This is a genomic window from Acinetobacter sp. RW6 (assembly GCF_041956835.1).
In the GTDB taxonomy this organism is placed as follows: domain Bacteria; phylum Pseudomonadota; class Gammaproteobacteria; order Pseudomonadales; family Moraxellaceae; genus Acinetobacter; species Acinetobacter calcoaceticus.
This window is the reverse complement of record NZ_CP167121.1, coordinates 150,864-173,554: the sequence shown is the minus strand read 5'-3', so window position 1 is coordinate 173,554 and position 22,691 is coordinate 150,864. Positions and strand designations below refer to the sequence as shown.

The window sequence follows — 22,691 nt, the reverse complement described above, 5'->3', positions numbered from 1 at the left end:
GAATAGCTAGTATAGAAACAGCTATCCTCGTCCCCAATTTAATCAGGTAATTTAAAGTCCGTTACCGATTCACGTAATGACTCTGCCATATTTGCTAATTCAGAAACAGAACGCGCTGTATCGAATGTTGCAGTTGTCGTTTGCGAAGTAATTTCTTGTACGACGGTCATGGTTGTCGCAATGTGACTCGCAGATGCAGACTGAAGTTTTGCTGCATCAGAAATGTTGGCCATCAAGTTTGCCAAGTCACCAGATACTTTTTGAATCTCGTCCAAGGCAATACCTGCATCTTTTGCCAAGTTCGCTCCGCGCACAACCTCAGTGGTTGTTTGTTCCATTGAAATAACAGCTTCATTCGTATCGGTCTGAATTGTTTTAACCAGAGTTTCAATCTGTTTAGTTGCCGATGCTGAACGTTCCGCAAGACGCTGTACTTCGTCTGCAACCACGGCAAAACCACGCCCTGCTTCACCAGCCATAGATGCTTGAATTGCTGCATTTAATGCAAGAATGTTTGTTTGGTCTGTAATGTCATTAATTAACGATACGATGTTACCAATTTCTTGTGAAGATTCACCCAAACGTTTAATACGTTTAGAGGTTTCCTGAATCTGTTCACGAATCGTATCCATACCTTCAATTGAACGGTTTACTACTTGTGCTCCATTAGAAGCAATTTGTACCGAACGTTCTGCTACTTCGGTAGATTCAGATGCATTTGAAGATACTTGGTCAATTGATTGCGCCATTTCATTCATTGCGGTTGATGCGCCAGCAATTTCTTGTGCCTGATGCTCTGATGCTTCTGCTAACTGGTTAGTAATATTTTGTGTATCATGCGTATAGCGGGCAACTTCCTGAGAAGTCTCATGAATTCGGGATACAAGATCACGTAATTGGTCAATCGCGAAATTAATCGAGTCGGCAATCGCTCCAGTAAAGTCCTCAGATACCGTTGCATATGAACGCAAGTCACCATCTGCCAAGTCGGCGATTTCATCCAGTAAACGTAAAATCGCGTTTTGGTTACGGTCATATTCTTCTTGCAAGGTAGTTACACGTTGTTTATCCGCTTTACTACGAAGTGATAAAAGCTTTAAGACTGAGCTAATTAAACCAATAAGTGATAATGTAAGAAGCGCAACTAAAGCAAAGGCTTTCCAACCATACTGTGTTTGCTTAGAAAGATCACCCAATACAGATAACATTTCATCAGATTCCGAGAAGATCTCACCTGATGATTGACGTACGTTTACAATCTGATCTGTATGTTTAAGAACTGATGCCGCTGCAGATTTTAAAACTTGATCATATTCAGATTTAATACCTTCCAAAGATTCACGTACTTCTGGAGACTCAACTCTAGCAACACCCAATTCAGCATTGCCGTTTAGCTGTGCATTTAAATACACACCAAAGGTCTCAATATCGACACTAAAGTCATGCGCTGAGTTCTCAGAGTTCTCTGAACCAACCAAAACAGAGTTAATAGAGCGTAAAATACGTTCTGCAATAAATACCTGGTTTTTAGCAATAATCACCTGACTACTCGGTGCTTTTTCGCGAACCATCTTATCGACCATCAAGTTATATTCAGCCTGAATCTCTGGAATAGAGTCACTAATCGAGATGTTCATGTTATATAACTGATTAATTACGTCCTGATGTGACGAGATCAAGTTAACGTCATAAGACAAAGCTTTCCACAGAACTGCAACCTTTTTGTATTCTTTTGAAGATGTACCATGAATACTTTCAACATCTTTCATATTTTCTGCAAAAAGTTTATTTGATTCAGCCAAGTCTTTCATCGCTTTAGGTGATCCAGAAGCCGTTGCTTCTGTAGCCTGTCTAGAAATAGTTTGTGACAATAAGCGCAACTCACCCAAACTACGTGTTAATTCGTTATGTCGAGGTACGCTATAAAATAAATAAGCGAGCGAAGTTAAAGCAAATAATAAACATAATAACGCTACATAAAGGATAGGCTTGGACTTTTCACTTTCCCCAAATAAACTGGCGTATTGCTCAATTCCCGACTGGATTTTTGCAATAAAATTGAGACCCGATTTTTCGGACGCAACACGATTGCCGCCTTTCTTTTTAAGCTTAAAGCCCATAGCTTCTCCCCAGAAAATACTCTGTTTTTCACAGCGTAAAAATTAGTTTATAAATTTTGTCGATGCATTCATGTAATGTGGGTTTTGCAATAAACGACTAAATAAAAAGACATGCCAATGCTGGTTATGTTGATGAAAATAACCTTGGCAATAATCTTTTAGATTTTCCTCCAAGTCTAAGCTTTGAGAAAAAAAACTTTTTTTATTAAAGTGCTGAATCCCCAAGACCTGATCCACAACCAACCCCACATACTGGTCGTGATGGCTAATACATAACACTTTTTGGGCAGACGAAAATGTACTTCGTTGCCCTGAAATAAAATGAGCCAAATCAGAAACCGAAAGCAATCGTCCCCGAATGTTCGCCAAACCTTTCACCCAACTTTGAGCATTTGGAACTGGCGTATATTTCGGTGGATAGATAACTTCTGACACTTCCCCAAGTGGTGCGACGAAGTATTGCCCTCTCATTTCAAAAGCAATTCCTGACCATCGCTGTGCTTCATTTTGAACTGAAGCGTAATTCTTATTACCCCGTTTAGACAAACGAAGTAACTCGATAAATCCATTCGCTGCCATACTCGATCCTATAAAACGGGCATATAACCCCGTTATTTATGTTTTTATGGATGGATGAGTTACTTTAGAAATTGTTTAATTACATCAATCAATTGCTTTTCTTCGATAGGTTTAATCAGATAGTCGATTGCACCTTGACGCTTGCCCCATACTCGGTCAGTTGCTTGATCTTTAGTACTCACGATTACCACAGGAATATGCTTAGTGTCTTCATCACGGGTAATCTGGCGGGTTGCCTGAAAGCCATTTACACCTGGCATGACAACATCCATTAACACTAAGTCAGGCTGTTCTGCTTTTGCCAAAGTTACACCATCTGCACCATTAGATGCTTCAAGTACGTCATAACCATGCTTGGTTAGAATTTCTTTAAAACGAAAAGTTTCTGTTGGTGAATCATCAACAATGAGAATACGTGTCATTTCTTTGCCCTTAAATTACTTAATTATGAACTTACGTGATTACGAATCGCGTTTAACAATTCATCTTTGCTAAAAGGTTTCGTCAAGTATTCATCTGAACCTACCACACGCCCTTTTGCCTGATCAAATAAACCATCTTTACTAGAGAGCATGATAACGGGAATGTTCTGATAATTTTGAGAGTTTTTAATCAAAGCGCAAGTTTGATAACCATCTAAACGAGGCATCATGATATCGACAAAAATAATATCTGGATTTGCTTCTGCAATTTTGGACAAAGCTTCAAATCCATCCACCGCAGTAATCACTTCACAGCCTTCTCGCTGTAATAAAGTTTCGGCTGTACGGCGAATGGTTTTTGAGTCATCAATTACCATTACTTTCAGATTTTGGAATGCATCTTCCATTTAATCTTCCATCCCCAATAAATATAAAATATAAATGCAATTTAACTTAAATTTGTTTTTACACATTTATAAGTATTTTTAACATATCTCACGGTCTATTTTCAATGAGGCATTTTTGTCTACTTTCTCATTTATAAACAATAACTTTTAACCTCATCACACTTTAATTGAAATTATCATTTTTTTTATAATGACTATATTTTTATTCAGCTAAATAATAACTAATATAATAAAGATTAATTATTTAAAAATAAGCGATTTAGCTTTCTTTTTTGGGGATTTTCAATGAATGATTGGATGAAATATGCCTTTTATAGGAACTGCTTGTCTGTATCTATAGGCATTATTTCCTTCGGTTCACTCTTTTTCTGGGCTTCTACCCTTGCTATAGCCGATACTTCTAAAGTGGTCTGGTATCGTTATTATGATCAACAAGGTACGGCTAATATCAGTACATCAGTCACGCCTGCTCATATTCGTTATGGTTATGAAGTTCTAGATCAAAATATGCAAGTGATTAAAAGAAATCATTCTTATAATGCGCAGGCTGATTTAAATCAATCAAGTCAACGGGCATTATCAGCACGGCATAGAGAACTAGATATCAAATTAAAAAAAGCCTATAGCAATAGTAAGACAGCTTTGATTAAAAGAGATCAAGCATTACTCGCTATAAAGAAGCAAATTAACTATCAACAGGAACAACTCGACCAGTTACAACAAGATAAAATTTTATTTAAACGTCAAGAAATGGAATATTTCAGAAAGAGAGAAGTTATTCCTGAGCGCCATAAGACGTTGATTGAAAACAATCTAAATAATATTTACAGGGTCAAACAAACACTTGAAACACTTTCCAAGACCTATAACCGTACCAATAGCGAGTATGAAAATATTATCGAACGTTTAAAAAAGCTTGAATAACTGTAAAGGTTTATCAAGAATAGGGGCAAAATAAAATTTGAATTATAGGATGATGCTGTATGCACAAAATGCATCTCACCCCTTCCACTATTTTTAAACTGAGTATTATTAGTTTATGTTTGATTTTAGCTGCATGTAATCAGCAAGAAACAACTAAAACAACGGCACCAGCTCCAGCAAAAATTGAACTCATTCCTCAAGACCTGATTGCAGTTAAAGAGGGAGCACTTGACTCTCAAACTGCTTTTACAGGAACGATTCGTGCGGTTCAGCAAAGTTCAATTCAGGCTCAAGTGAGCGCCACGGCGACCACTGTAACTACAAATGTTGGTCAACAGGTACAAAAAGGCCAAGTTTTAGTGAGATTGAATAATCAGGACAATGTTGCACGATTAGCCCAAGCACGCGCCAATCTTGCATCAGCTCAGTCACAAGCTGAACTTGCACGCAATTTAATGAACCGAAAGCAAAGACTGTTTAATCAAGGGTTTATTGCTCGTGTCGAGTTTGAACAAAGTCAGGTTGACTACAAAGGCCAACTTGAAAGTGTAAAAGCTCAACAAGCGAATGTTGATATTGCTCGAAAGGCTGATCAAGACGGAATTATTACCAGCCCAATTTCAGGTGTGATTACTAAACGACAAGTAGAACCTGGTCAGACTGTATCAGTTGGTCAAACACTATTTGAAATCGTAAATCCAGACCAACTTGAAATACAAGCCAAGTTACCAATTGAGCAACAGTCTGCTCTTAAAGTAGGTAACAGCATTCAATATCAGATTCAGGGAAATTCTAAACAATTAAACGCAACGCTTACTCGTATTTCACCTGTTGCAGATCAAGACAGCCGACAAATCGAATTTTTTGCAGTTCCTAAAGAAAAAATTGATTCGTTAAGCATAGGAGCTTTCATTAATGGAAATATTCTTCGTAGTGATACCAATCAAGGCCAAACGATTCCTTTAGACAGCATTCAAAATATGCAACATGATCCTTTTGTATGGGTGGTACGTAATCACACCATCCAAAAAGTTAAAATTCGAGTGATTGAACAGCGCTATAACGACAATATTGCTTTGGTTGGCGGTTTGCAAAGCACAGATATGGTGAGCCGTATTCAATTTGAAGATTCCGACATTAATAAAAAAGTGACGGTTACAAACGACAAAAATAAATAAGGTAGCAAATAGCGTATGTGGTTTACTCGAATCAGTGTGAAATACCCCGTTTTTACTATTATGATGATGATCAGCTTAATGGTACTCGGGTTAGCTTCTTGGAAACGGATGACCGTTGAAGAGTTTCCAAATATAGATTTCCCATTCGTCGTAGTGACTACAGAATATGCGGGTGCCTCGCCTGAAGCTGTCGAATCAGATATTACTAAAAAACTCGAAGATCAAATCAATACGATTTCAGGCATTAAGCAAATTACTTCACGTTCAAGTGAAGGTTTTTCGATGGTCGTTGCAGAGTTTAACCTTGATACATCTTCAGCCATTGCAGCACAAGATGTTCGAGACAAAATTGCTCCCGTCGCAGCACAGTTCCGTGATGAAATTGATACACCAATTGTACAGCGCTACGATCCTTCCTCTAGCCCAATTATGTCTGTTGTCTTTGAATCTACTAGCATGAATTTGGCTCAATTGAGTTCATATGTCGATAAACGGATCGTGCCTCAACTCAAAACCGTTTCAGGTGTCGGTAATGTGAATTTATTGGGGGATGCCAAACGACAAATACGAATAAAAATTCTTCCTGAGCAATTGCAAAGTTACGGTATTGGCATCGATCAGGTCATTAATACGTTAAAAAATGAAAACATTGAAGTTCCTGCTGGAACCTTACAACAAAAGAACTCTGAACTGGTTGTACAGATTCAATCCAAGGTTATTCATCCCCTTGCATTTGGAGATTTGGTGATTGCCAATAAAAATGGTTCACCGATTTTCTTAAAACAAGTGGCAACTGTTGAAGACACTCAAGCAGAACTACAATCAAGCGCTTTTTATAATGGTAAAACGGCTGTCTCTATTGATATTTTAAAAAGTTCCGATGCCAATGTAATTAAAGTCGTCGATCAGACTTATCAAACGTTAGAGAAATTAAAAGATCAAATGCCTGCGGGTTTAAATTATAAAGTCGTAGCTGATAGTTCTAAAGGCATTCGTGCTTCAATTAAAGATGTTGCCCGCACTATTATTGAAGGTGCCGCGTTAGCAGTTTTAATTGTTTTATTATTTTTAGGCTCTTTCCGCTCTACAATCATCACAGGTTTAACCTTACCCATTACCCTTCTTGGAACCCTAACTTTTATCTGGGCTTTTGGGTTTAGCATTAACATGATGACGCTGTTAGCCCTATCACTCAGTATTGGCCTATTAATTGATGATGCGATTGTGGTTCGGGAAAATATTGTAAGACATACAGAACTTGGCAAAGATCATGTCACAGCAGCCCTTGAAGGGACAAAAGAAATTGGTTTGGCTGTACTCGCAACTACGCTGACCATTGTGGCCGTCTTTTTACCTGTTGCCTTTATGGGCGGACTGATTGGACGTTTCTTTTATCAGTTTGGTGTAACAGTGAGTACCGCTGTTCTAATTTCAATGTTTATTAGCTTTACGCTCGATCCAATGCTTTCTGCTCACTGGAAAGATCCAGTCAAGAAAAAAGATAATTGGCTACAACGGTTTTTTAATCATATTTCTAATTTGCTAGATCGGCTTAGTCATGTGTATGAAAAGCTATTAAAACTTGCTCTACGTTTCCGTTTCATCACGGTGATTATTGCAATCGCTTCATTATTTGCTGCATTAGGACTTTCTAAACTCATTGGAACTGAATTTGTACCTACCCCAGATAAAGGCGAAATTCGGATTCAGTTCGAAACTCCTGTAGACGCTTCTTTGGAATATACCCAAGCAAAACTCCATCAGGTTGACCAAATTATCAGGCAATTTCCAGATGTTGTTTCAACTTATGGTGTTGTCAATAGTGGAGTTGATTCTGGTAAAAACCGCGCCGGTTTGGGGGTTACCTTAAAGCCGAAACAACAGCGAAACAAGGATCTTAATGCGCTCAATAATGAATTCCGTGATCGTTTGCAAACTGTAGCGGGCATTCGAGTTACGTCTGTTGCAGCGGCACAAGATTCTGTCTCGGGTGGGCAAAAGCCAATCATGATTTCTATTAAAGGGACAGACTTAAATGAACTACAAAAAATTTCAGATCGTTTTATCGCTGAAATGGAAAAAATTAAAGGTGTAGTTGATTTAGAAAGCTCTTTGAAAGAACCAAAACCAACTTTGGGTGTTCATATTAATCGTGTACTGGCAAGTGATTTAGGCCTATCTGTTTCACAAATTGCCAATGCCATTCGTCCATTAATTGCTGGTGATAATGTGACAACATGGGAAGATCGGGATGGTGAAAACTATGACGTTAATGTCCGTTTAAACGAAAATAAACGTATGCTTCCGCAAGATGTTCAGAACCTATATCTCAACTCAAATAAAACCAATGCAACCGGGCAAAACATTTTAGTTCCACTTAGCGCAGTTGCAACGACTGAAGAGAAACTCGGTGCTTCACAAATTAATCGACGTGATCTTGAGCGTGAAGTGCTCATTGAGGCAAATACATCTGGGCGACCTAGTGGGGATATTGGCCAAGACATCGATAAAATGCAAAAGGCGTTTAAGCTACCTGCGGGCTATACATTTGATACTCAAGGTGCCAATGCCGATATGGCAGAATCTGCCGGATATGCATTAACAGCAATTACCCTATCGATTGTGTTTATCTATATTGTTTTAGGTTCTCAGTTTAATAGCTTTATTCATCCTGCTGCGATTATGGCCTCTTTACCATTGTCACTGATTGGCGTATTCCTTGCCCTCTTCTTGTTCCAAAGTACTCTAAATCTATTTTCGATTATTGGCATTATCATGCTGATGGGGCTTGTCACTAAAAACGCTATTTTGCTTATCGATTTTATTAAGAAAGCGATGGATCAGGGTGTCAGCCGTTATGATGCTATTTTACAAGCTGGCAAAACCCGTTTACGCCCAATTTTAATGACCACAAGCGCCATGGTAATGGGGATGGTTCCATTAGCTTTAGGTTTAGGTGAAGGCGGTGAGCAAAGTGCACCAATGGCTCACGCTGTGATTGGGGGAGTGATTACCTCTACCCTATTGACTCTTGTGGTTGTACCCGTCATTTTCACTTATCTAGATGACTTGAAAAACTTTATGCTGCGTCAAACTCGACGATTCATGTCATAATGCAGCGATTATCGTATAATCTGCGTTTTTATAACGCTTAACTTTTAGGACTTTTTCCATGCGCGCAAGCCGCTTTTTATTTGCAACGTTGAGAGAAACCCCAAATGATGCTGAAGTGATTTCACACCAGCTCATGTTACGTGCGGGGATGATTCGTAAATTGGCATCTGGTTTATATACATGGCTGCCGATGGGAACACGTGTGCTTAAAAAAGTAGATGCAATTGTTCGTGAAGAAATGAACCGTTCAGGTGCAATGGAAGTATTCATGCCCGTGACTCAACCCGCAAGTCTTTGGGAAGAATCAGGTCGCTACGAACAATACGGTCCTGAACTATTACGCTTTAAAGATCGCCATGCGAACCCATTTGTACTTGGACCAACGCATGAAGAAGTTATTACGGATATGGCGCGTAACGAACTCAAAAGTTATAAGCAGCTTCCTGTAAATTTCTATCAAATTCAAACCAAATTCCGTGATGAAATTCGTCCACGTTTTGGTGTAATGCGTTCACGTGAGTTCATCATGAAAGATGCTTATTCTTTCCATGCAACTCAAGAATCGTTACAAGAAACTTATGACGTGATGTACGACACATACAGCCGTATTTTCACTCGCTTAGGCTTAGACTTCCGCCCAGTACAAGCAGATACAGGTTCAATTGGTGGTTCAGCTTCACATGAGTTTCACGTTTTGGCTTCAAGTGGTGAAGATGACATCGCATTTTCAACTGAATCTGATTATGCAGCAAACGTTGAAATGGCTGAGGCTGTTTTAGTGGGCGAACGTGCAGCACCTACACAAGAATTTAAATTGGTTGAAACACCAAATCAGAAAACGATTGATGATGTCTGCCAATTCTTAAATGCTGATCCTAAGCAATCTGTTAAAGCATTATTGGTTCAAGGCGTTGCTGACGAGAAAGGTCAAGTTCCTGTCGTTGCTCTATTTGTACGTGGTGACCACGAACTTAATGAGATTAAAGCTGAGAAGCATCCCTTAGTGGCTGCGCCTCTTACTTTTGCAACTGAAGAACAACTTCAAGCATTTGGTTTAACTGCTGGCTTTACAGGTCCACAAGGTTTAGTCGAAAAAGGATTAACCGTGATTGTTGACCGTGCTGCATCTGTTCTTTCAGACTTCGTTGCTGGTGCAAATGAAGCTGACAAACATGCTGTAGGTGTAAACTGGGAACGTGATGCGCAAATTACCGAAGTTTTCGATTTGCGTAATGTAGTTGAAGGCGATCCATCTCCAGATGGTAAAGGCACACTACAAATTAAACGTGGTATTGAAGTAGGCCATATTTTCCAACTTGGTACTAAATACTCTGAAGCTTTAGGCTGTAAAGTTTTAGGTGAAGATGGCAAACCATTTACAGTAACCATGGGATGCTACGGTATTGGTGTAACACGTGTTGTTGCAGCTGCAATTGAACAAAATTACGATGACAAAGGCATTATCTGGCCACAAGCCATTGCACCTTTTGAAATTGCAATTGTTCCAATGAATGCGCACAAATCTCCACGTACTCTTGAAGCAGCAGAATCTCTTTATGCAGAACTTCAGGCACAAGGTTTTGATGTATTACTTGATGATCGTAACGAACGTCCGGGCGTTAAATTCTCTGACCTTGAATTGATGGGTATTCCACACCGTATCGTGATCGGTGAAAAAGGTCTTGATGCCGGCACTTTTGAATATAAAGGCCGCCGAGATGCTGAAGCGAGCAATTTAACTAAAGAAGAACTTTTAGCTAAGTTAGCGCGTTAATAAATAGACAAATAAAAAAGCAGCTTTTAGAAGCTGCTTTTTTTTAACTTAGTTTTTATGCCTGAACTGTTAAGTCCTTGATGGTCGTTGATGAACCATTGGTTTTAACAGACTCAATTCCTTTATCTCGTGAAGCTTCACTCGCATAGAACTGACTCGTTCCAATAATCTGATGATTTGCAGCTTTTAAATTGAAATAAGGCTTTCCATTTTTTGCAGTTAAACGCTCATATCGCTCGTCATCACCACTGTTTTTTTGAATTGATTCAATACCATTTGCAGCAGAGGCTTTTGCCTTATATAGCTCACTATTTAAAATAGGTTCACCATTTCCTGCCTTTAAGATAAAGCGGTATTGACCATCACTCGCTTGTGAAATTTCGTACCATCCTGCCATAAAAACCTCATTTTTTTGTTGGTGTGGGTATGACTTTCGTTATTATTCTGGACGAAAGTTATTTGTTATTTATGACAATATAAATGGGCAATCACTCCTTGAATAGCCCATTTTTTATACTTTTTCGTAATAAAATTATTATGATGTTAGGAATTTAAAAGATAGAGATATAGATGTATATCCCTATCGAAATGTAATGAAAATTAACAGTTTAAGCTTTTTTTACAAATTCAGATTTTAATTTCATCTGACCAATACCATCAATTTTACAATCGATATTGTGACCGTCACTTGCATCTGGAACTAAGCGAATCGTTTTTACTTTCGTGCCTACTTTTACCACTGAAGATGAGCCTTTAATTTTTAAGTCTTTAATTACAGTCACGCTGTCGCCATCAGCTAAAATATTTCCATTAGCATCTTTAATAATTTCTTGTTCTTCAGTTGCTAAAGCATCTCCTTCTTTCCACTCATTTGAGCATTCAGGACAAATCAATAAGTCGCCATCTTGGTAAGTATATTCTGATTGGCATTTTGGGCAGTTTGGCAAAGACATGAAAAAAATCTCAAAAAGTATATTATGCGAGATATGACTCATTTTTTAAAGTTTTAAATAAAAGACTTTTACCAAAAAAAAATTTATACATTCATTTTGAGTTTTTGCTTAATAAATATTCTTTCAAAATAATTGCATGGTTATTTTCAAGATCTTTTGCTGAATATAAGAGCGTGACTTTATGCTTCGATGCGATCTCTTGTAGCTCTTTCACTGCTGAGTTGGTTTCAAGCTCCTCCAGATAACACTGCTTAAACTCTTTCCAATGATCTGGCTTTGCTGCATGGAACCATTTTCGAAGTTCAGTTGAAGGAGCCACGTCTTTTAACCATAAATCTAAATGAGCATTTTCTTTGCTAATTCCCCTACTCCATAGACGGTCAACCAAAATTCGCTTTCCATCACTAGGGTCAACATTTTCATAAATTCGTTTAATTTGGATATCCATAGTCTTTCTCTGCGTAAGATTTATATTTTAGCCCTATAAAATCATTCAATATTTTTTTCATTTTGGATAGATCTGATAAAAGAAAAGTGAGTAGATTTAGCTCCACTCACTTTTTAAATATTGAATTAAAATTTGAGAAGGTTTACTGATCAGGAATATCTGCTTCTATCAACAAAGTTAGTAAAGATAAGGATTCTTGCCATCCCAAATAGCACGCTTCCGCAGGAATAACTTCAGGTATTCCTTCTTGAGTAATATGTACTTCCGTACCTACCAATACTGTTTTTAATGTAATGGTGACCTGCATCGTACCGGGTAAATTAGGGTCATCAAATTGGTCGTTATAGCGAATTAATTCATTTGGAACTAATTCAACATAGGTTCCACCAAAAGCATGTGTTGAACCTGTCGAAAAATTGGTAAAACTCATTTTATATGAGCCACCAACATTTGCATCAAAACTATGGACCTTTGCGGTAAAACCATGAGGTGGTAACCACTTTACTAAAGCATCTGGATCTAAAAATGCACGATAAACTCGCTCGGCTGGTGCTTTAAACACGCGATGAAATTTCACTGTTCCTGTTGCCATCATATTCTCCTTATTTTAATTTCCTTTAAATTATCGAAATTATGTTTATTAGCTTAAACCTTCAGATTTATCTGAACGTATATTTTTGGTGTTTTATTAAACAAAAAAGTTATGTTTTACGCAAAATCAAATTACGAAAACTATGGCTGATTTTTTAGTGAAAATGGAGCAAAATAGTCAGCAATCATAAAGAAACATATTGAATTTGAGATTAATCATGAGTCTGCTCGCTTTCTCTTCATATACTTTAAACGGTGTAGATGCACAAAAGTTTTTACAAGGCCAAGTTACTGTAGATACTGAACGTTTAGCTGAAAATGAAACACGCTATACAGCCATCTGTGATCTTAAAGGTCGTATTCACTTTGGCTTGTGGCTAAAAAAGATTAATGCTGAAAGTTTTGAAATTGTAGTTGCTCAAGATCAAGCAGAAGAGTTTGCCAAACATATTAAAAAATTTGGTGCTTTTTCGAAAATGAGCTTGAGTGAACAAAGTTCTGTTTTTCCAAAAGTTGTCGGTCATCAAACTGAGTTTTCTACTGTAGAAACAGATATCTCTGAATGGCAGAGACAAGCCATTCTTTCTGGTCAAGCTTGGATTACACAGGCAACAGAACACGACTTTCAACCACAGGAATTGCGTTTGCACCAACGCGAAGGCGTTAATTACGATAAGGGCTGTTACCTAGGTCAAGAAATTGTGGCGCGCCTTTGGTTTAAAGCAAAACCAAAACACTGGTTACATCTCGTACAAGGTACAGGTGAAGCACCTGCGGCGAAAGCTCAACTCCATAACGATATTGAAGTCGTCAATAGTGTTGCAAATGATGAGGGCTATCTTGCTTTAGTCGTAGCTAAACCTGCTGCTCTAGAAGAGCTAGGACTTCAAGTTCTAGATTTACCTGAAGCTTTAAGCGGTGATGTTGCCAGACCACAATAACTCATTATTTGTTTGATTAAAAAGCCCACCTCTACACTTGTGGGCTTTTTTATAGATACAAAATACTAATGAACTCGTTAAATTAGAACGTCAATTTTTTAAGTTTTATATGCCATCATTAACCCTGTTGAAATTAAAGAGAAAAAAGATGAAAACTAAACTTGCTACACTCATGTTGAGTTTGGCTATTTTCGGTTCTGCTCATGCTGATGTTAAAACACTTGAACAAAATCTTAAGACCAATTATCCAGATTTGCCTGTAAAAGGTGTTTACCAATCTCCAGTACAAGGCATTTATGAAGTGTATACAAGCGGTCGTATTGTCTATACCAATCAAGAAGCCAAGTATTTTTTTGTAGGTAATTTAGTCGACATCAAACAACAAAAAAATATGACTGATGAACGAATTGCTGAATTGGGTAAGATTGATGTTAAAAGTTTGCCACTCAATCAAGCGATTAAATACGTAAAAGGAAAAGGCGAACGTACGATCTATATCTTTAGCGATCCTGACTGTCCATATTGCCAACACTTAGAACAAAATATGGTTGGAGTAGACAACGTAACGGTATATGTCTTCCTTTACCCTCTTACCAGTTTGCATCCGAACGCCGAAAAAGTATCTAATCAAATCTGGTGTTCAAAAAATCCTGCAGAGGCATGGACCAACTATATGCTTAACCGTAAGTTACCTACGACCAGCAAAAACTGTTCGACACCAATTCAGAAAAACATAGCTTTAGGTAATAAATTAAATATTGATGGAACACCTACTATATTCTTACAAGATGGTCAAAGAATCGCGGGTGTACCGAGTGATGCTAAACAAATTGAGGCATTACTCAAGTCAGCAAAATAATACAAACAGCCATTCTGAAGGTTTTCTCAGAGTGGCTATTATTTTCTCCATAATTTGCCCAAAGTGCAGTGCTTTATATACAAATCGGCTGTTTACTTTCAGCATTCAAGATTTATGATGAGAACTTGAAACTATTTTAATGCATCAACGGAATGATGTAGCTACGAAGTAAAAGGTTAAAAAGAAATGAAGAAATTACTAATCGCAAGCCTAATCACCTTTTCAAGTGCATCAATTTTTGCAGCAGATAATACTACCGCTGCTGCTAAAACAGATGCTTTTAAACAAGCTGAACAACTCTATGCAGCAAAAAATTACCCAGCTGCATTTCAGGAAATGCAACGCCTAGCTCAAACGGGTAATGCCCAAGCCATCTATAACTTAGGTTATATGACTCAAACGGGGCAAGGCACAGCAAAAGATTCTTCTAAAGCCCTCAAGTATTATGAAGATGCATCTAATAAAGGCTACGCACAAGCGAGTTACACGCTTGCACAAATTTATGAGACAGGTGAACTAGGAGTTGCCAAAGATAGCAACAAATTCAGTCAATATATTCAAAAAGCATCGGCTCAAGGTTCTGATGATGCGACTGTAAAAATTGCTACGATTTTATTTGCTCAGAAAAAACCGCAATCACATCAAATCGCTCTGCAAAAGTTAGCGCCTTTAATTCGAAAAGGAAACTACCCTGCTATTCAGGTCAAAGCGCTTTATGATATTAGCCAAGGTGTTGAAAATAAAAACCCACTCATGAAACGCCAAGGCATCGAAGCTTTACAATCAATTGCGCAGAAAGGTTATGCACCAGCTTCTATGGCTTTAGCGACCATGATGGCCAATGGCAATATCATTCCGCAAAATTTGCCACAGGCTAAAAAGATTTTTACTGAGTTAGCTAACCAAAATGTTCCCAATGCTAGAGAATCTTTAGCTTCGGTTGATAAAATTATTGCAGAAAAAAGTAAACAACCAGCCACTGCTCCTGCACAACCAGCCCCGAAAAAATAGTGAATGACTTAAGCTCCGCAAGGGGCTTTTTAATTTACCACCACAAAGCGATAAGTCCGCTCACCCCAATAAAACCAACAACTGTACTAATCATTAAAGGTGTTAAGGCCTTTTCATTTAAGCCATAGGCTTGTCCAAAAATTCCAAAAGCAATCGGCATTGGTAAAGCAGCGATTAATGTTCCAGCGTAAAGCATTTCACGGCTTACATCTGGAGTGATTAAAAAGAGTGCAAAAATAACAGATGGCATCAGGATAACTTTAAATGTCGCCAACAAAACACTTTGCATGTTTACTGTGGTGATTCCAATCCCAACTAAGCTTCCCCCAATTGCAAACAAAGCCAAAGGTGATGCCGTGCGCCCAAGTAACTCCAAAGACTGATCAAGAGTAGTAGGAAGATTAACATCTAAAAGAATGCATCCCATCCCAACCAAAATAGCGATAATCACTGGATTCTTGAGTAAATTCAAAAAGGTTTGTTTTAAAAGTGGCAAAAGATTCTGTTGTTGATGTAAGCCAGCTTCGGCCAAAATCAGCATGAGAGCCACAATCAATAAATTTTCAATGATTAAGGTTAAAGAAATATAAATCGCAGCATGATTGCCAATCAACATAGTCAAAATAGCAGTTCCCATGAATCCAGTATTGGACATCGAAGCGCCCATCGCGATTACGGCGCTATGGGTTAAACTATTTTTAAAATATTTTCGATAAAGAATAAAAGCTAAGAAAAATAAAATTAAAGACCCACCACCATAAGCAAGAAAGTAAGCGGGGTGCCAAATGTCCTGTAAGTTTTTATTTGCTAAAGAATGAATTAAAAAAGCTGGTAAAGAAATTTTAATCACAAATGCACTAAGTGCCCGGATCTGTTCAGGCGTTACCAATTTGATGAGGACACAAATATAGCCCATCAATAGCAATATCAAGATAGGCAAAATAACCTGAAAAACCACCGAACGACCTCACTCATCTAAAGAAAAACGGGCAAAGATGACTTTGCCCGATACAGTTAAAAAGAATTAAAAAGCTGTTTTACCCCGTAAGGTTGGCAACGTAAATATTGAGGTGCTATTTTAACTTCCGCGCCTAAAGCTGCTGCTGCATGCCAAGGCCATCTTGGGTCATATAACATGGCGCGAGCAAGACCAATTGCATCGGCCTGATGCGAAGTAAGGATACTTTCTGCTTGTTCAGGTTCGGTAATCAGTCCTACAGCAATGACTGGAATAGACACATGCTTTTTGACTTGTTCAGCAAAAGGAACTTGATAACCCGCGCCAATCTTAATGGATTGATGTTCGTGTAAACCACCACTAGACACATGCACATAGGCTGCGCCCAACTGCTCTAAAGCTTTTGATAAACCAACTGTAGATTCAATATTCCAGTGTTCTACACCGTCCAACCAATCAGTCGCAGACAATCTAACTCCCACTGGATAACCAGCAGGAACAGCGAGTTTAATCGCCTGAAGAACCTCAAGTGTCATGCGCATACGGTTTTCTAAAGAACCGCCATATTCATCTGTACGCTGATTCGCAATTGGCGATAAGAATTGATGTAACAAGTAACCATGAGCAGCGTGAACTTCAATTAACTCAAAGCCAGCTTCTACAGCACGTTTTGCAGCGGCAGCAAAATCTTGTTGAACTTGTTTAATCTCAGCAATGGTTAAAGCATGCGGTGCTGCATCATGAACGGAAAAGGTACTTTCACTTGGGGCAACAGTTTGCCAACCATGTGGCTGATCTTTTGCAATTTGCCCTTTCCCTAACCATGGTTTTTCAGTAGAAGCCTTACGTCCTGCATGTGCTAACTGAATTCCAAATGGCATGGGTGAAAGTGTTCTAACCTTACCCAATAACGTTTTGATTTGGTCACGTTGCTGATCATTCCAAAGTCCAAGGTCCGCATAACTAATACGTCCCTCAGCTTGCACAGCAGTCGCCTCTACAATACAAAGCCCTGCACCAGACAACGCATAATTTGCCCATTGCTGTTCATGCCAATAGGTCACTTCACCGTCATCTGTTGCCGAATATTGGCACATTGGGGCAATTACAATTCTATTGACCAATTGTAGTGAACCAAAGTTAACCGTTTCAAATAATTTTGCCATTTTTAATTCCTAGAATTGTTTAATTACACGTAAACCTGCACTCCAGTTCCGCCCGTCAGCGGGTTCAAAGTAGCGCCCATTCCCATCATTTACGATGACTGAACCTGCATAGTTTTTATCAAATAGGTTATCAACACGGGCAAAGCTATTCACTTTCCAGTCGCCCATTACCCATGCATAACCAACATTAGCTGAGGTTACACTGTAGCTTGGCGCTGCGTCACTATTGGTATCATTCACGTATACTTTATCCATATACTGTACATCTACACCACCATATAGACCGTGCGTAGGTTGCCAAGCCAAAGATGCATAAGCCTGATTTTTAGCAATACCTGGAATGGAATTCCCTGATGAAATTTGAGCAACACTTCCTGAGGCTGGAATATCAGCATCAAAGGTTGCATCTAAATAGGCATAACTAGCAGTCGCAGTTAAATCTCGCCACAATTTTTTGTTCCATGCAAACTCGACGCCTTCACGTAAGGTTTTATCTGCGTTACGGAACGTTGAACGGCCATTTGAGTTACCCGCAGAAACGATGTCATCTTTAGTTTTAGTTTGGAAAACTGCCAAAGTAAAATCACCTAAATGATTTTGTGACTTTAAGCCTGTTTCATAGGTATCGCTTGTTGATGCTGTTAAATCAAAATTAAAGCCACTCAAACCATCTGGACGATATGCCATTTCAGTAAATGTTGGTGTTTCAAAGCCTTTGGCATAACTCACATAGGCTATAAGTTCAGGTAAAATTTGCCAGCTTAAAGCAGCAGAAGGCAAAACTTTATTGTAATCAGTCTTACCACTATCATCACCGTTCACAGTCCCGTACTGATCAGGCCCTGAAGTGAAATGATCTTTTGATTTGTAGTGCACATTGCTATAACGCACCCCCGTATCTAAACGCCATGTGGGCAAAAACTGCCATGAAGCTTGTAAATAGGGGTCGATATTCCACAAAGTATTGTCTTCATCACGGCGTAAATTACCTTTAACACCATAAACATTATTTACATTAAAATTTTCAAAACCTTTGCGGTCCTCATCCATCATATCAAGTGCAATACCTGCACTAATCGTCGTATTCGGCAAAAGTTCTTTACCCGTCCAACGGAAGTCAGCACCATAATAGTTACGCTCAAAATCAATTACCCCACCAGCATGTGTAGGACTTTTTTGACCTGAGTAAATAGGTTTACCATCTTTTAGCGTTACTTCACCTTTTGGAATCGATTGATATTGTGTCACCTGACGATTGCCTAAATATGCCATGGCATAGAGTTCATTTTTATCATTAATCGGCTTAGACCACGTCACGCCAGTTTGAGTTTGCTCAATATCTTTACGGACATTAAATTGCTTTAAAAATGGAACCTGTTGCTTTGGGTTTGCATTCCACTGGTCATGAGTTAAACCCTGTGGGTCATCTGCATGGATTTTGACATAGTTGGTCACCCAGTTAATTTTGCTGCCATCATCAAGATTCCAACTGAGTTTTGCATTATTTAATACTTTTTCTGCACCGCTATGTTCTCGGTAACCATCAGTGTCGAAATATGATGAGCTAATAACATAACTTGGTTCATTCGCACTCTTTGCCCCACCTTGTAGCACAAGCCCAGCTCGGCTTTTATCATGACTTCCGCCCGAATAACTCAGCTCAATCGAGTCTTTACCTTGCCCTTCTTTAGTAGACGTTAAAATCGTCCCGCCAGATGAGTTTCCATAAAGTGAAGAGAAAGGTCCTGTTAGAACTTCGACATGGTCCAGACTACTTAAATCGATATTAGACGTTTGACCTTGTCCATCTGGCATTGTTGCAGGAATACCATCCACATACAGGCGAATACCTCGAACACCAAAAGTAGAACGTGCACCAAAACCACGCATGGAGAGCTGTAAATCTTGTGCATAATTTTCACGATTACGAATCTGTAAACTCGGTATGCCTTTTACAACTTCAGTTAAATTTACTTGTGAAGAAGTATCGAGTTGAGGCGCATCAACTCTAAAAACCGAAGCAGGTGTTTGCAAATAGGTTGTATCGGTACGCGTTGCTTCCACATGTAAAGTTGGCAATACCGTAATGTCTTGAGCTAAGTCATCTGCCCAAACGAGTGGGCTAGAAATACAGCCCATACTCATCAAAATACAGTAATGAAGTCGGTCTAAGCGTAATAAGGACATGCTTATTTCCTTTATTTATATTGTAGTTATGATAACAAAAAGCAGTGTCTTGTCTGGATATTGAATTCGCTCTGCATTGTTGTAAATCTGGAACACACTTAATCACTATCGAAGAACTTACTACCTACTTTAATTAACGACTTAAAGATGGATGATCTTTCCAGCAATATCGTTCAGGCCAATCTTTTGCCTCTTCGGCATAGTCAATTCCTATACGTGGTGTCATCACCACTTCAGGCTGCGTTGATGCCGATTCAATCCACAGTCCAGATTCTTCACCTAAAGTCTGACCTTTTAAACTTCGATCAATGCCTAAATATCGTGTGAGTTTGCCGGGTCCAGCTAAAAGCTTATATTCTTTTTTAGTTGAAGCATTACTTAAAAATACAGAACGAATCATTACCCCTTCAGGGATGCCTTCTGTCTGGGTAATGAGATTGAGCATTTCATACATGCCGTAAATTAAGTAGACGTAAATCGTACCACCATGACCATACATTACATCTGTTCGAGCTGTGCGTTTATCATTGTAACTATGGCAAGCTTTATCTCGAATTCCTAAATAAGCTTCTGTTTCGGTAATCGTACATCGAATGACGTGTCCATCAGGCTGTCGCTTACATAGCACGCATCCGATTAAATCATGAGCAACCTGTGAAGTTTCACGTTGAAACCAGCTTAATGGTAAAATATCTGACATAGTAATCTCTGAAATATTACATACCACACGATATACTTGATTATTCCAGTATATCTGTTAATTCTGCGAGTTGGCGATGCCTGAGTTACCCGAAGTCGAAACAACTAAAACCAGTTTATTTCCCTTATTGAATCAAAAAGTTCAAAGTGTAGAAGTACGCAATCCTAGCTTACGCTGGGCAATACCAGATGATGTTCAAAAACTCGTTGGACAACGTCTTATTGGATTAAATCGTCGTTCTAAATATATCTTGGCAGAATTTGAACAAGATCAAATGCTTTGGCATTTAGGAATGTCAGGCAGCTTCCGCTTGTGTCAACCAAATGATGAATTAAGAAAACACGATCACTTCATCATTCGCTTTGAAGAACATGAGTTACGTTATCATGACCCACGTCGCTTTGGCTGCATTCTCTGGCTAAACTCTGAAACACAAGGGAAATTAATTGATACTTTAGGGCCCGAGCCTTTAAGTACCGACTTTAATGCAGAATATTTAGCTTCAAAACTTAAAAACAAATCTGTCGGCACAAAAATTGCAGTTATGGATAATCATGTTGTGGTTGGTGTTGGCAATATTTATGCAACTGAAAGTTTATTTAATGTCGGGATCCATCCCGCACAGCCTGCTGCGGACCTTAGCTTTGAGCAAATCGAGAAACTGGTGATCGAAATCAAACGGATTTTAAAATCGGCGATTGATTTGGGTGGTTCGACCTTACGTGATTACAGCAATGCCATGGGAGAAAATGGTTATTTCCAACAGACCCTTTTGGCGTATGGACGTGCAGGACAGATGTGTGTTAACTGTGAAACCACACTAGAAAACTTGAAACTCGGACAACGTGCTAGTGTATTTTGCCCAGAGTGCCAACCCCTCAAAAAGCCCAATAAGCTCTAATTTTCAGAGGAAGTCATAATGCAAACAGCAATCGTCCGACATATTCTGGTCAAAGATAAAGACTTAGCTGAACAGTTAAAAAAGAAGCTACAAAGTGGTGCTGACTTTGCCAAACTTGCCAAGCAATATTCAACTTGTAATTCAGCAAAACGCGGTGGTGAATTAGGCGAAGTCAAAAAAGGACAGCTGGTACCAGTGATTGATAAAGTGGTATTTACAGCCGCTGAGCGTGTACTACAAGGACCAATAAAAAGCCAATTTGGTTATCATCTTTTAGAAGTTAAATTCAGAATGAGTAGCTTACGTTGATTCCATTATTTTAATTGTGGTTTTCAGAAGCTTGAGCCTGTGCATTCAGTTGATATGTCCAAGCTTTGATCTGTTCACCTGACTCAAGCTTCACATCGGCTATGACACGTTGATATTGAAAACCTTCAAAATCATCAAGCATCTGCCAGTTTTCTGCCAGTTTTTCTGTGCTAAACAGATAACCCTCTACCCAATCGGCTTTTGCGTCCAAAACAATTGCTTTTAAGCCTTTGTCGGGTCCCCAATCTAAAATATGAATCACACCACGCACACTGGCTTTTATCCAGTTACCGCCAATCTGCTCTAAAATATGAGCATTTGCTTTATTTGGGCATAAGGTTCCATACACAAAAAGCTGATTCATTTATTTATACCCCTTTTACAATATGTGTAGTTGAACTTATCGGTAACCTTTCAATTTTATCAATATCTTTAGTCCAACATAAAATACTTAGTAATAAAAAACGGCACTTTAAGTACCGTTTTTATTAATTCAGAATATTGTTAAGCTTGCTTTTTCAACTCATCACGAATTTCACGTAATAATTGAATATCTTCAGGAGTTGCAGCTGGAGCTTCTGGCTCATTCTTATCACGGCGAAGTCTGTTTAATAATTTCACCATTAAGAACACAACCCAAGCCAAAATAATAAAGTTGATTAAAATGGTGAGGAAATTACCATAGGTTAAAACATTGATACCTGCTTTTTGCAAAGCATCTAAAGATTGCAGATTGGTAGGATTCGCTCCTAATACAATGAATTTCTGCGAAAAATCAACACCACCACCAGTAATTACACTGATAAGCGGCATGATAATATCTTTTACTAAAGAGTCTACGATTTTGCCAAAAGCACCACCAATAATCACACCAATGGCTAAATCCATCATATTGCCTTTCACGGCAAATTCTTTAAATTCTTGAATAATACTCATCTAAACATCTCCAGATGTCGGGGGTTAAAACACGTTATATTTTTCTTTTTCATTGGCATCTTATCCATTTAGATAGTACTCGCCATGATATTGATAATTTAATATTTTTATCAAAAAAAGAAAGTTATTTCACACTTTAACAACATATCCTCTGATAAGAAAAATATGATTTTAAGCTTAGTTTAATTTCAGATATAACGATTAAAAAAACCG

24 protein-coding genes are annotated in these 22,691 nt (G+C 38.5%); 10 read left to right on the top strand and 14 right to left on the bottom strand.

The window, feature by feature from the left end:
* Positions 1-38 precede the first annotated feature (38 nt).
* From ACB088_RS00860 to pilG, 4 genes are read right to left on the bottom strand one after another with little or no spacing between them, the layout of a single operon-like run.
* Positions 39-2,120 carry a methyl-accepting chemotaxis protein gene (locus ACB088_RS00860; protein WP_375037754.1) on the bottom strand — a complete coding sequence of 694 codons (2,082 nt, stop codon included), beginning with the start codon at positions 2,118-2,120 and terminating at the stop codon, positions 39-41.
* A 42-nt stretch (positions 2,121-2,162) separates the two neighbouring features.
* Positions 2,163-2,699: a chemotaxis protein CheW gene (locus tag ACB088_RS00855; protein WP_005309806.1), complete on the bottom strand. Its 537-nt coding sequence runs from the start codon at positions 2,697-2,699 to the stop codon at positions 2,163-2,165.
* Positions 2,700-2,758: 59 nt separating this feature from the next.
* On the bottom strand, positions 2,759-3,121 hold the full coding sequence (locus ACB088_RS00850) for a PleD family two-component system response regulator (protein WP_005036319.1): 363 nt from the start codon (positions 3,119-3,121) through the stop codon (positions 2,759-2,761).
* A gap of 23 nt (positions 3,122-3,144) precedes the next feature.
* The gene (pilG, locus tag ACB088_RS00845) at positions 3,145-3,528 is read right to left on the bottom strand and encodes a twitching motility response regulator PilG (RefSeq protein WP_042897425.1); all 384 of its coding nucleotides are present in this window, start codon (positions 3,526-3,528) and stop codon (positions 3,145-3,147) included.
* Between the two features lie 285 nt (positions 3,529-3,813).
* Here pilG and ACB088_RS00840 point away from each other — a divergent pair, with 285 nt between their 5' ends.
* The 4 genes from ACB088_RS00840 to ACB088_RS00825 all read left to right on the top strand — a co-directional run bounded on the left by ACB088_RS00840 (position 3,814) and on the right by ACB088_RS00825 (position 10,518).
* On the top strand, positions 3,814-4,452 hold the full coding sequence (locus tag ACB088_RS00840; RefSeq protein WP_199990746.1) for a hypothetical protein: 639 nt from the start codon (positions 3,814-3,816) through the stop codon (positions 4,450-4,452).
* Positions 4,453-4,520: 68 nt separating this feature from the next.
* On the top strand, positions 4,521-5,630 hold the full coding sequence (locus tag ACB088_RS00835) for an efflux RND transporter periplasmic adaptor subunit (RefSeq protein ID WP_375038751.1): 1,110 nt from the start codon (positions 4,521-4,523) through the stop codon (positions 5,628-5,630).
* Between the two features lie 15 nt (positions 5,631-5,645).
* Positions 5,646-8,744, top strand: coding sequence for an efflux RND transporter permease subunit (locus tag ACB088_RS00830; protein WP_375037753.1), 3,099 nt, complete (start codon positions 5,646-5,648; stop codon positions 8,742-8,744).
* 58 nt (positions 8,745-8,802) lie between these two features.
* On the top strand, positions 8,803-10,518 hold the full coding sequence (locus tag ACB088_RS00825; RefSeq protein WP_281832860.1) for a proline--tRNA ligase: 1,716 nt from the start codon (positions 8,803-8,805) through the stop codon (positions 10,516-10,518).
* Positions 10,519-10,573: 55 nt separating this feature from the next.
* Here the strand turns inward: ACB088_RS00825 and ACB088_RS00820 are convergent, their stop codons facing one another.
* The 4 genes from ACB088_RS00820 to ACB088_RS00805 form a co-directional block, all read right to left on the bottom strand.
* A complete protein-coding gene (locus ACB088_RS00820; RefSeq protein ID WP_375037752.1) occupies positions 10,574-10,915 on the bottom strand; it encodes a YegP family protein in 342 nt (113 codons plus the stop codon).
* 211 nt (positions 10,916-11,126) lie between these two features.
* A complete protein-coding gene (locus tag ACB088_RS00815; protein ID WP_017392485.1) occupies positions 11,127-11,471 on the bottom strand; it encodes a zinc ribbon domain-containing protein YjdM in 345 nt (114 codons plus the stop codon).
* Positions 11,472-11,562: 91 nt separating this feature from the next.
* A complete protein-coding gene (locus tag ACB088_RS00810; RefSeq protein WP_375037751.1) occupies positions 11,563-11,919 on the bottom strand; it encodes a DUF488 domain-containing protein in 357 nt (118 codons plus the stop codon).
* Positions 11,920-12,061: 142 nt separating this feature from the next.
* On the bottom strand, positions 12,062-12,514 hold the full coding sequence (locus ACB088_RS00805) for an SRPBCC family protein (RefSeq protein ID WP_375037750.1): 453 nt from the start codon (positions 12,512-12,514) through the stop codon (positions 12,062-12,064).
* A gap of 38 nt (positions 12,515-12,552) precedes the next feature.
* Between ACB088_RS00805 and ACB088_RS00800 the strand changes: the two genes are divergently transcribed.
* From ACB088_RS00800 to ACB088_RS00785, 4 genes are all read left to right on the top strand, one after another.
* Positions 12,553-12,669: a hypothetical protein gene (locus ACB088_RS00800; protein WP_133747760.1), complete on the top strand. Its 117-nt coding sequence runs from the start codon at positions 12,553-12,555 to the stop codon at positions 12,667-12,669.
* A gap of 59 nt (positions 12,670-12,728) precedes the next feature.
* Positions 12,729-13,451 carry a YgfZ/GcvT domain-containing protein gene (locus ACB088_RS00795; RefSeq protein WP_375037749.1) on the top strand — a complete coding sequence of 241 codons (723 nt, stop codon included), beginning with the start codon at positions 12,729-12,731 and terminating at the stop codon, positions 13,449-13,451.
* Positions 13,452-13,599: 148 nt separating this feature from the next.
* On the top strand, positions 13,600-14,310 hold the full coding sequence (locus ACB088_RS00790; RefSeq protein ID WP_375037748.1) for a DsbC family protein: 711 nt from the start codon (positions 13,600-13,602) through the stop codon (positions 14,308-14,310).
* A 186-nt stretch (positions 14,311-14,496) separates the two neighbouring features.
* Positions 14,497-15,321: a tetratricopeptide repeat protein gene (locus tag ACB088_RS00785; RefSeq protein ID WP_375037747.1), complete on the top strand. Its 825-nt coding sequence runs from the start codon at positions 14,497-14,499 to the stop codon at positions 15,319-15,321.
* Positions 15,322-15,355: 34 nt separating this feature from the next.
* Here ACB088_RS00785 and ACB088_RS00780 read toward each other — a convergent pair whose 3' ends face one another.
* The 4 genes from ACB088_RS00780 to ACB088_RS00765 form a co-directional block, all read right to left on the bottom strand.
* Positions 15,356-16,279 (bottom strand): AEC family transporter, encoded by a 924-nt coding sequence (locus ACB088_RS00780; protein ID WP_375037746.1) that lies wholly within the window; start codon positions 16,277-16,279, stop codon positions 15,356-15,358.
* Positions 16,280-16,335: 56 nt separating this feature from the next.
* A complete protein-coding gene (locus tag ACB088_RS00775; RefSeq protein ID WP_375037745.1) occupies positions 16,336-17,445 on the bottom strand; it encodes an NADH:flavin oxidoreductase/NADH oxidase in 1,110 nt (369 codons plus the stop codon).
* A gap of 9 nt (positions 17,446-17,454) precedes the next feature.
* A complete protein-coding gene (locus ACB088_RS00770) occupies positions 17,455-19,632 on the bottom strand; it encodes a TonB-dependent receptor family protein (RefSeq protein ID WP_375037744.1) in 2,178 nt (725 codons plus the stop codon).
* Positions 19,633-19,765: 133 nt separating this feature from the next.
* Positions 19,766-20,332 (bottom strand): DNA-3-methyladenine glycosylase, encoded by a 567-nt coding sequence (locus tag ACB088_RS00765; protein ID WP_199990763.1) that lies wholly within the window; start codon positions 20,330-20,332, stop codon positions 19,766-19,768.
* 76 nt (positions 20,333-20,408) lie between these two features.
* Here ACB088_RS00765 and mutM point away from each other — a divergent pair, with 76 nt between their 5' ends.
* Both mutM and ACB088_RS00755 read left to right on the top strand, forming a co-directional pair.
* Positions 20,409-21,233: a bifunctional DNA-formamidopyrimidine glycosylase/DNA-(apurinic or apyrimidinic site) lyase gene (mutM, locus tag ACB088_RS00760; protein ID WP_375037743.1), complete on the top strand. Its 825-nt coding sequence runs from the start codon at positions 20,409-20,411 to the stop codon at positions 21,231-21,233.
* 18 nt (positions 21,234-21,251) lie between these two features.
* Positions 21,252-21,542: a peptidylprolyl isomerase gene (locus ACB088_RS00755; RefSeq protein ID WP_003655265.1), complete on the top strand. Its 291-nt coding sequence runs from the start codon at positions 21,252-21,254 to the stop codon at positions 21,540-21,542.
* A 10-nt stretch (positions 21,543-21,552) separates the two neighbouring features.
* Here the strand turns inward: ACB088_RS00755 and ACB088_RS00750 are convergent, their stop codons facing one another.
* Together ACB088_RS00750 and mscL are read right to left on the bottom strand one after the other, a co-directional pair.
* The gene (locus tag ACB088_RS00750; RefSeq protein ID WP_199990764.1) at positions 21,553-21,906 is read right to left on the bottom strand and encodes a gamma-glutamylcyclotransferase family protein; all 354 of its coding nucleotides are present in this window, start codon (positions 21,904-21,906) and stop codon (positions 21,553-21,555) included.
* Positions 21,907-22,046: 140 nt separating this feature from the next.
* Positions 22,047-22,478, bottom strand: a complete 432-nt coding sequence (gene mscL, locus ACB088_RS00745; RefSeq protein WP_003655263.1) for a large conductance mechanosensitive channel protein MscL — start codon at positions 22,476-22,478, stop codon at positions 22,047-22,049.
* Positions 22,479-22,691 lie beyond the last annotated feature (213 nt).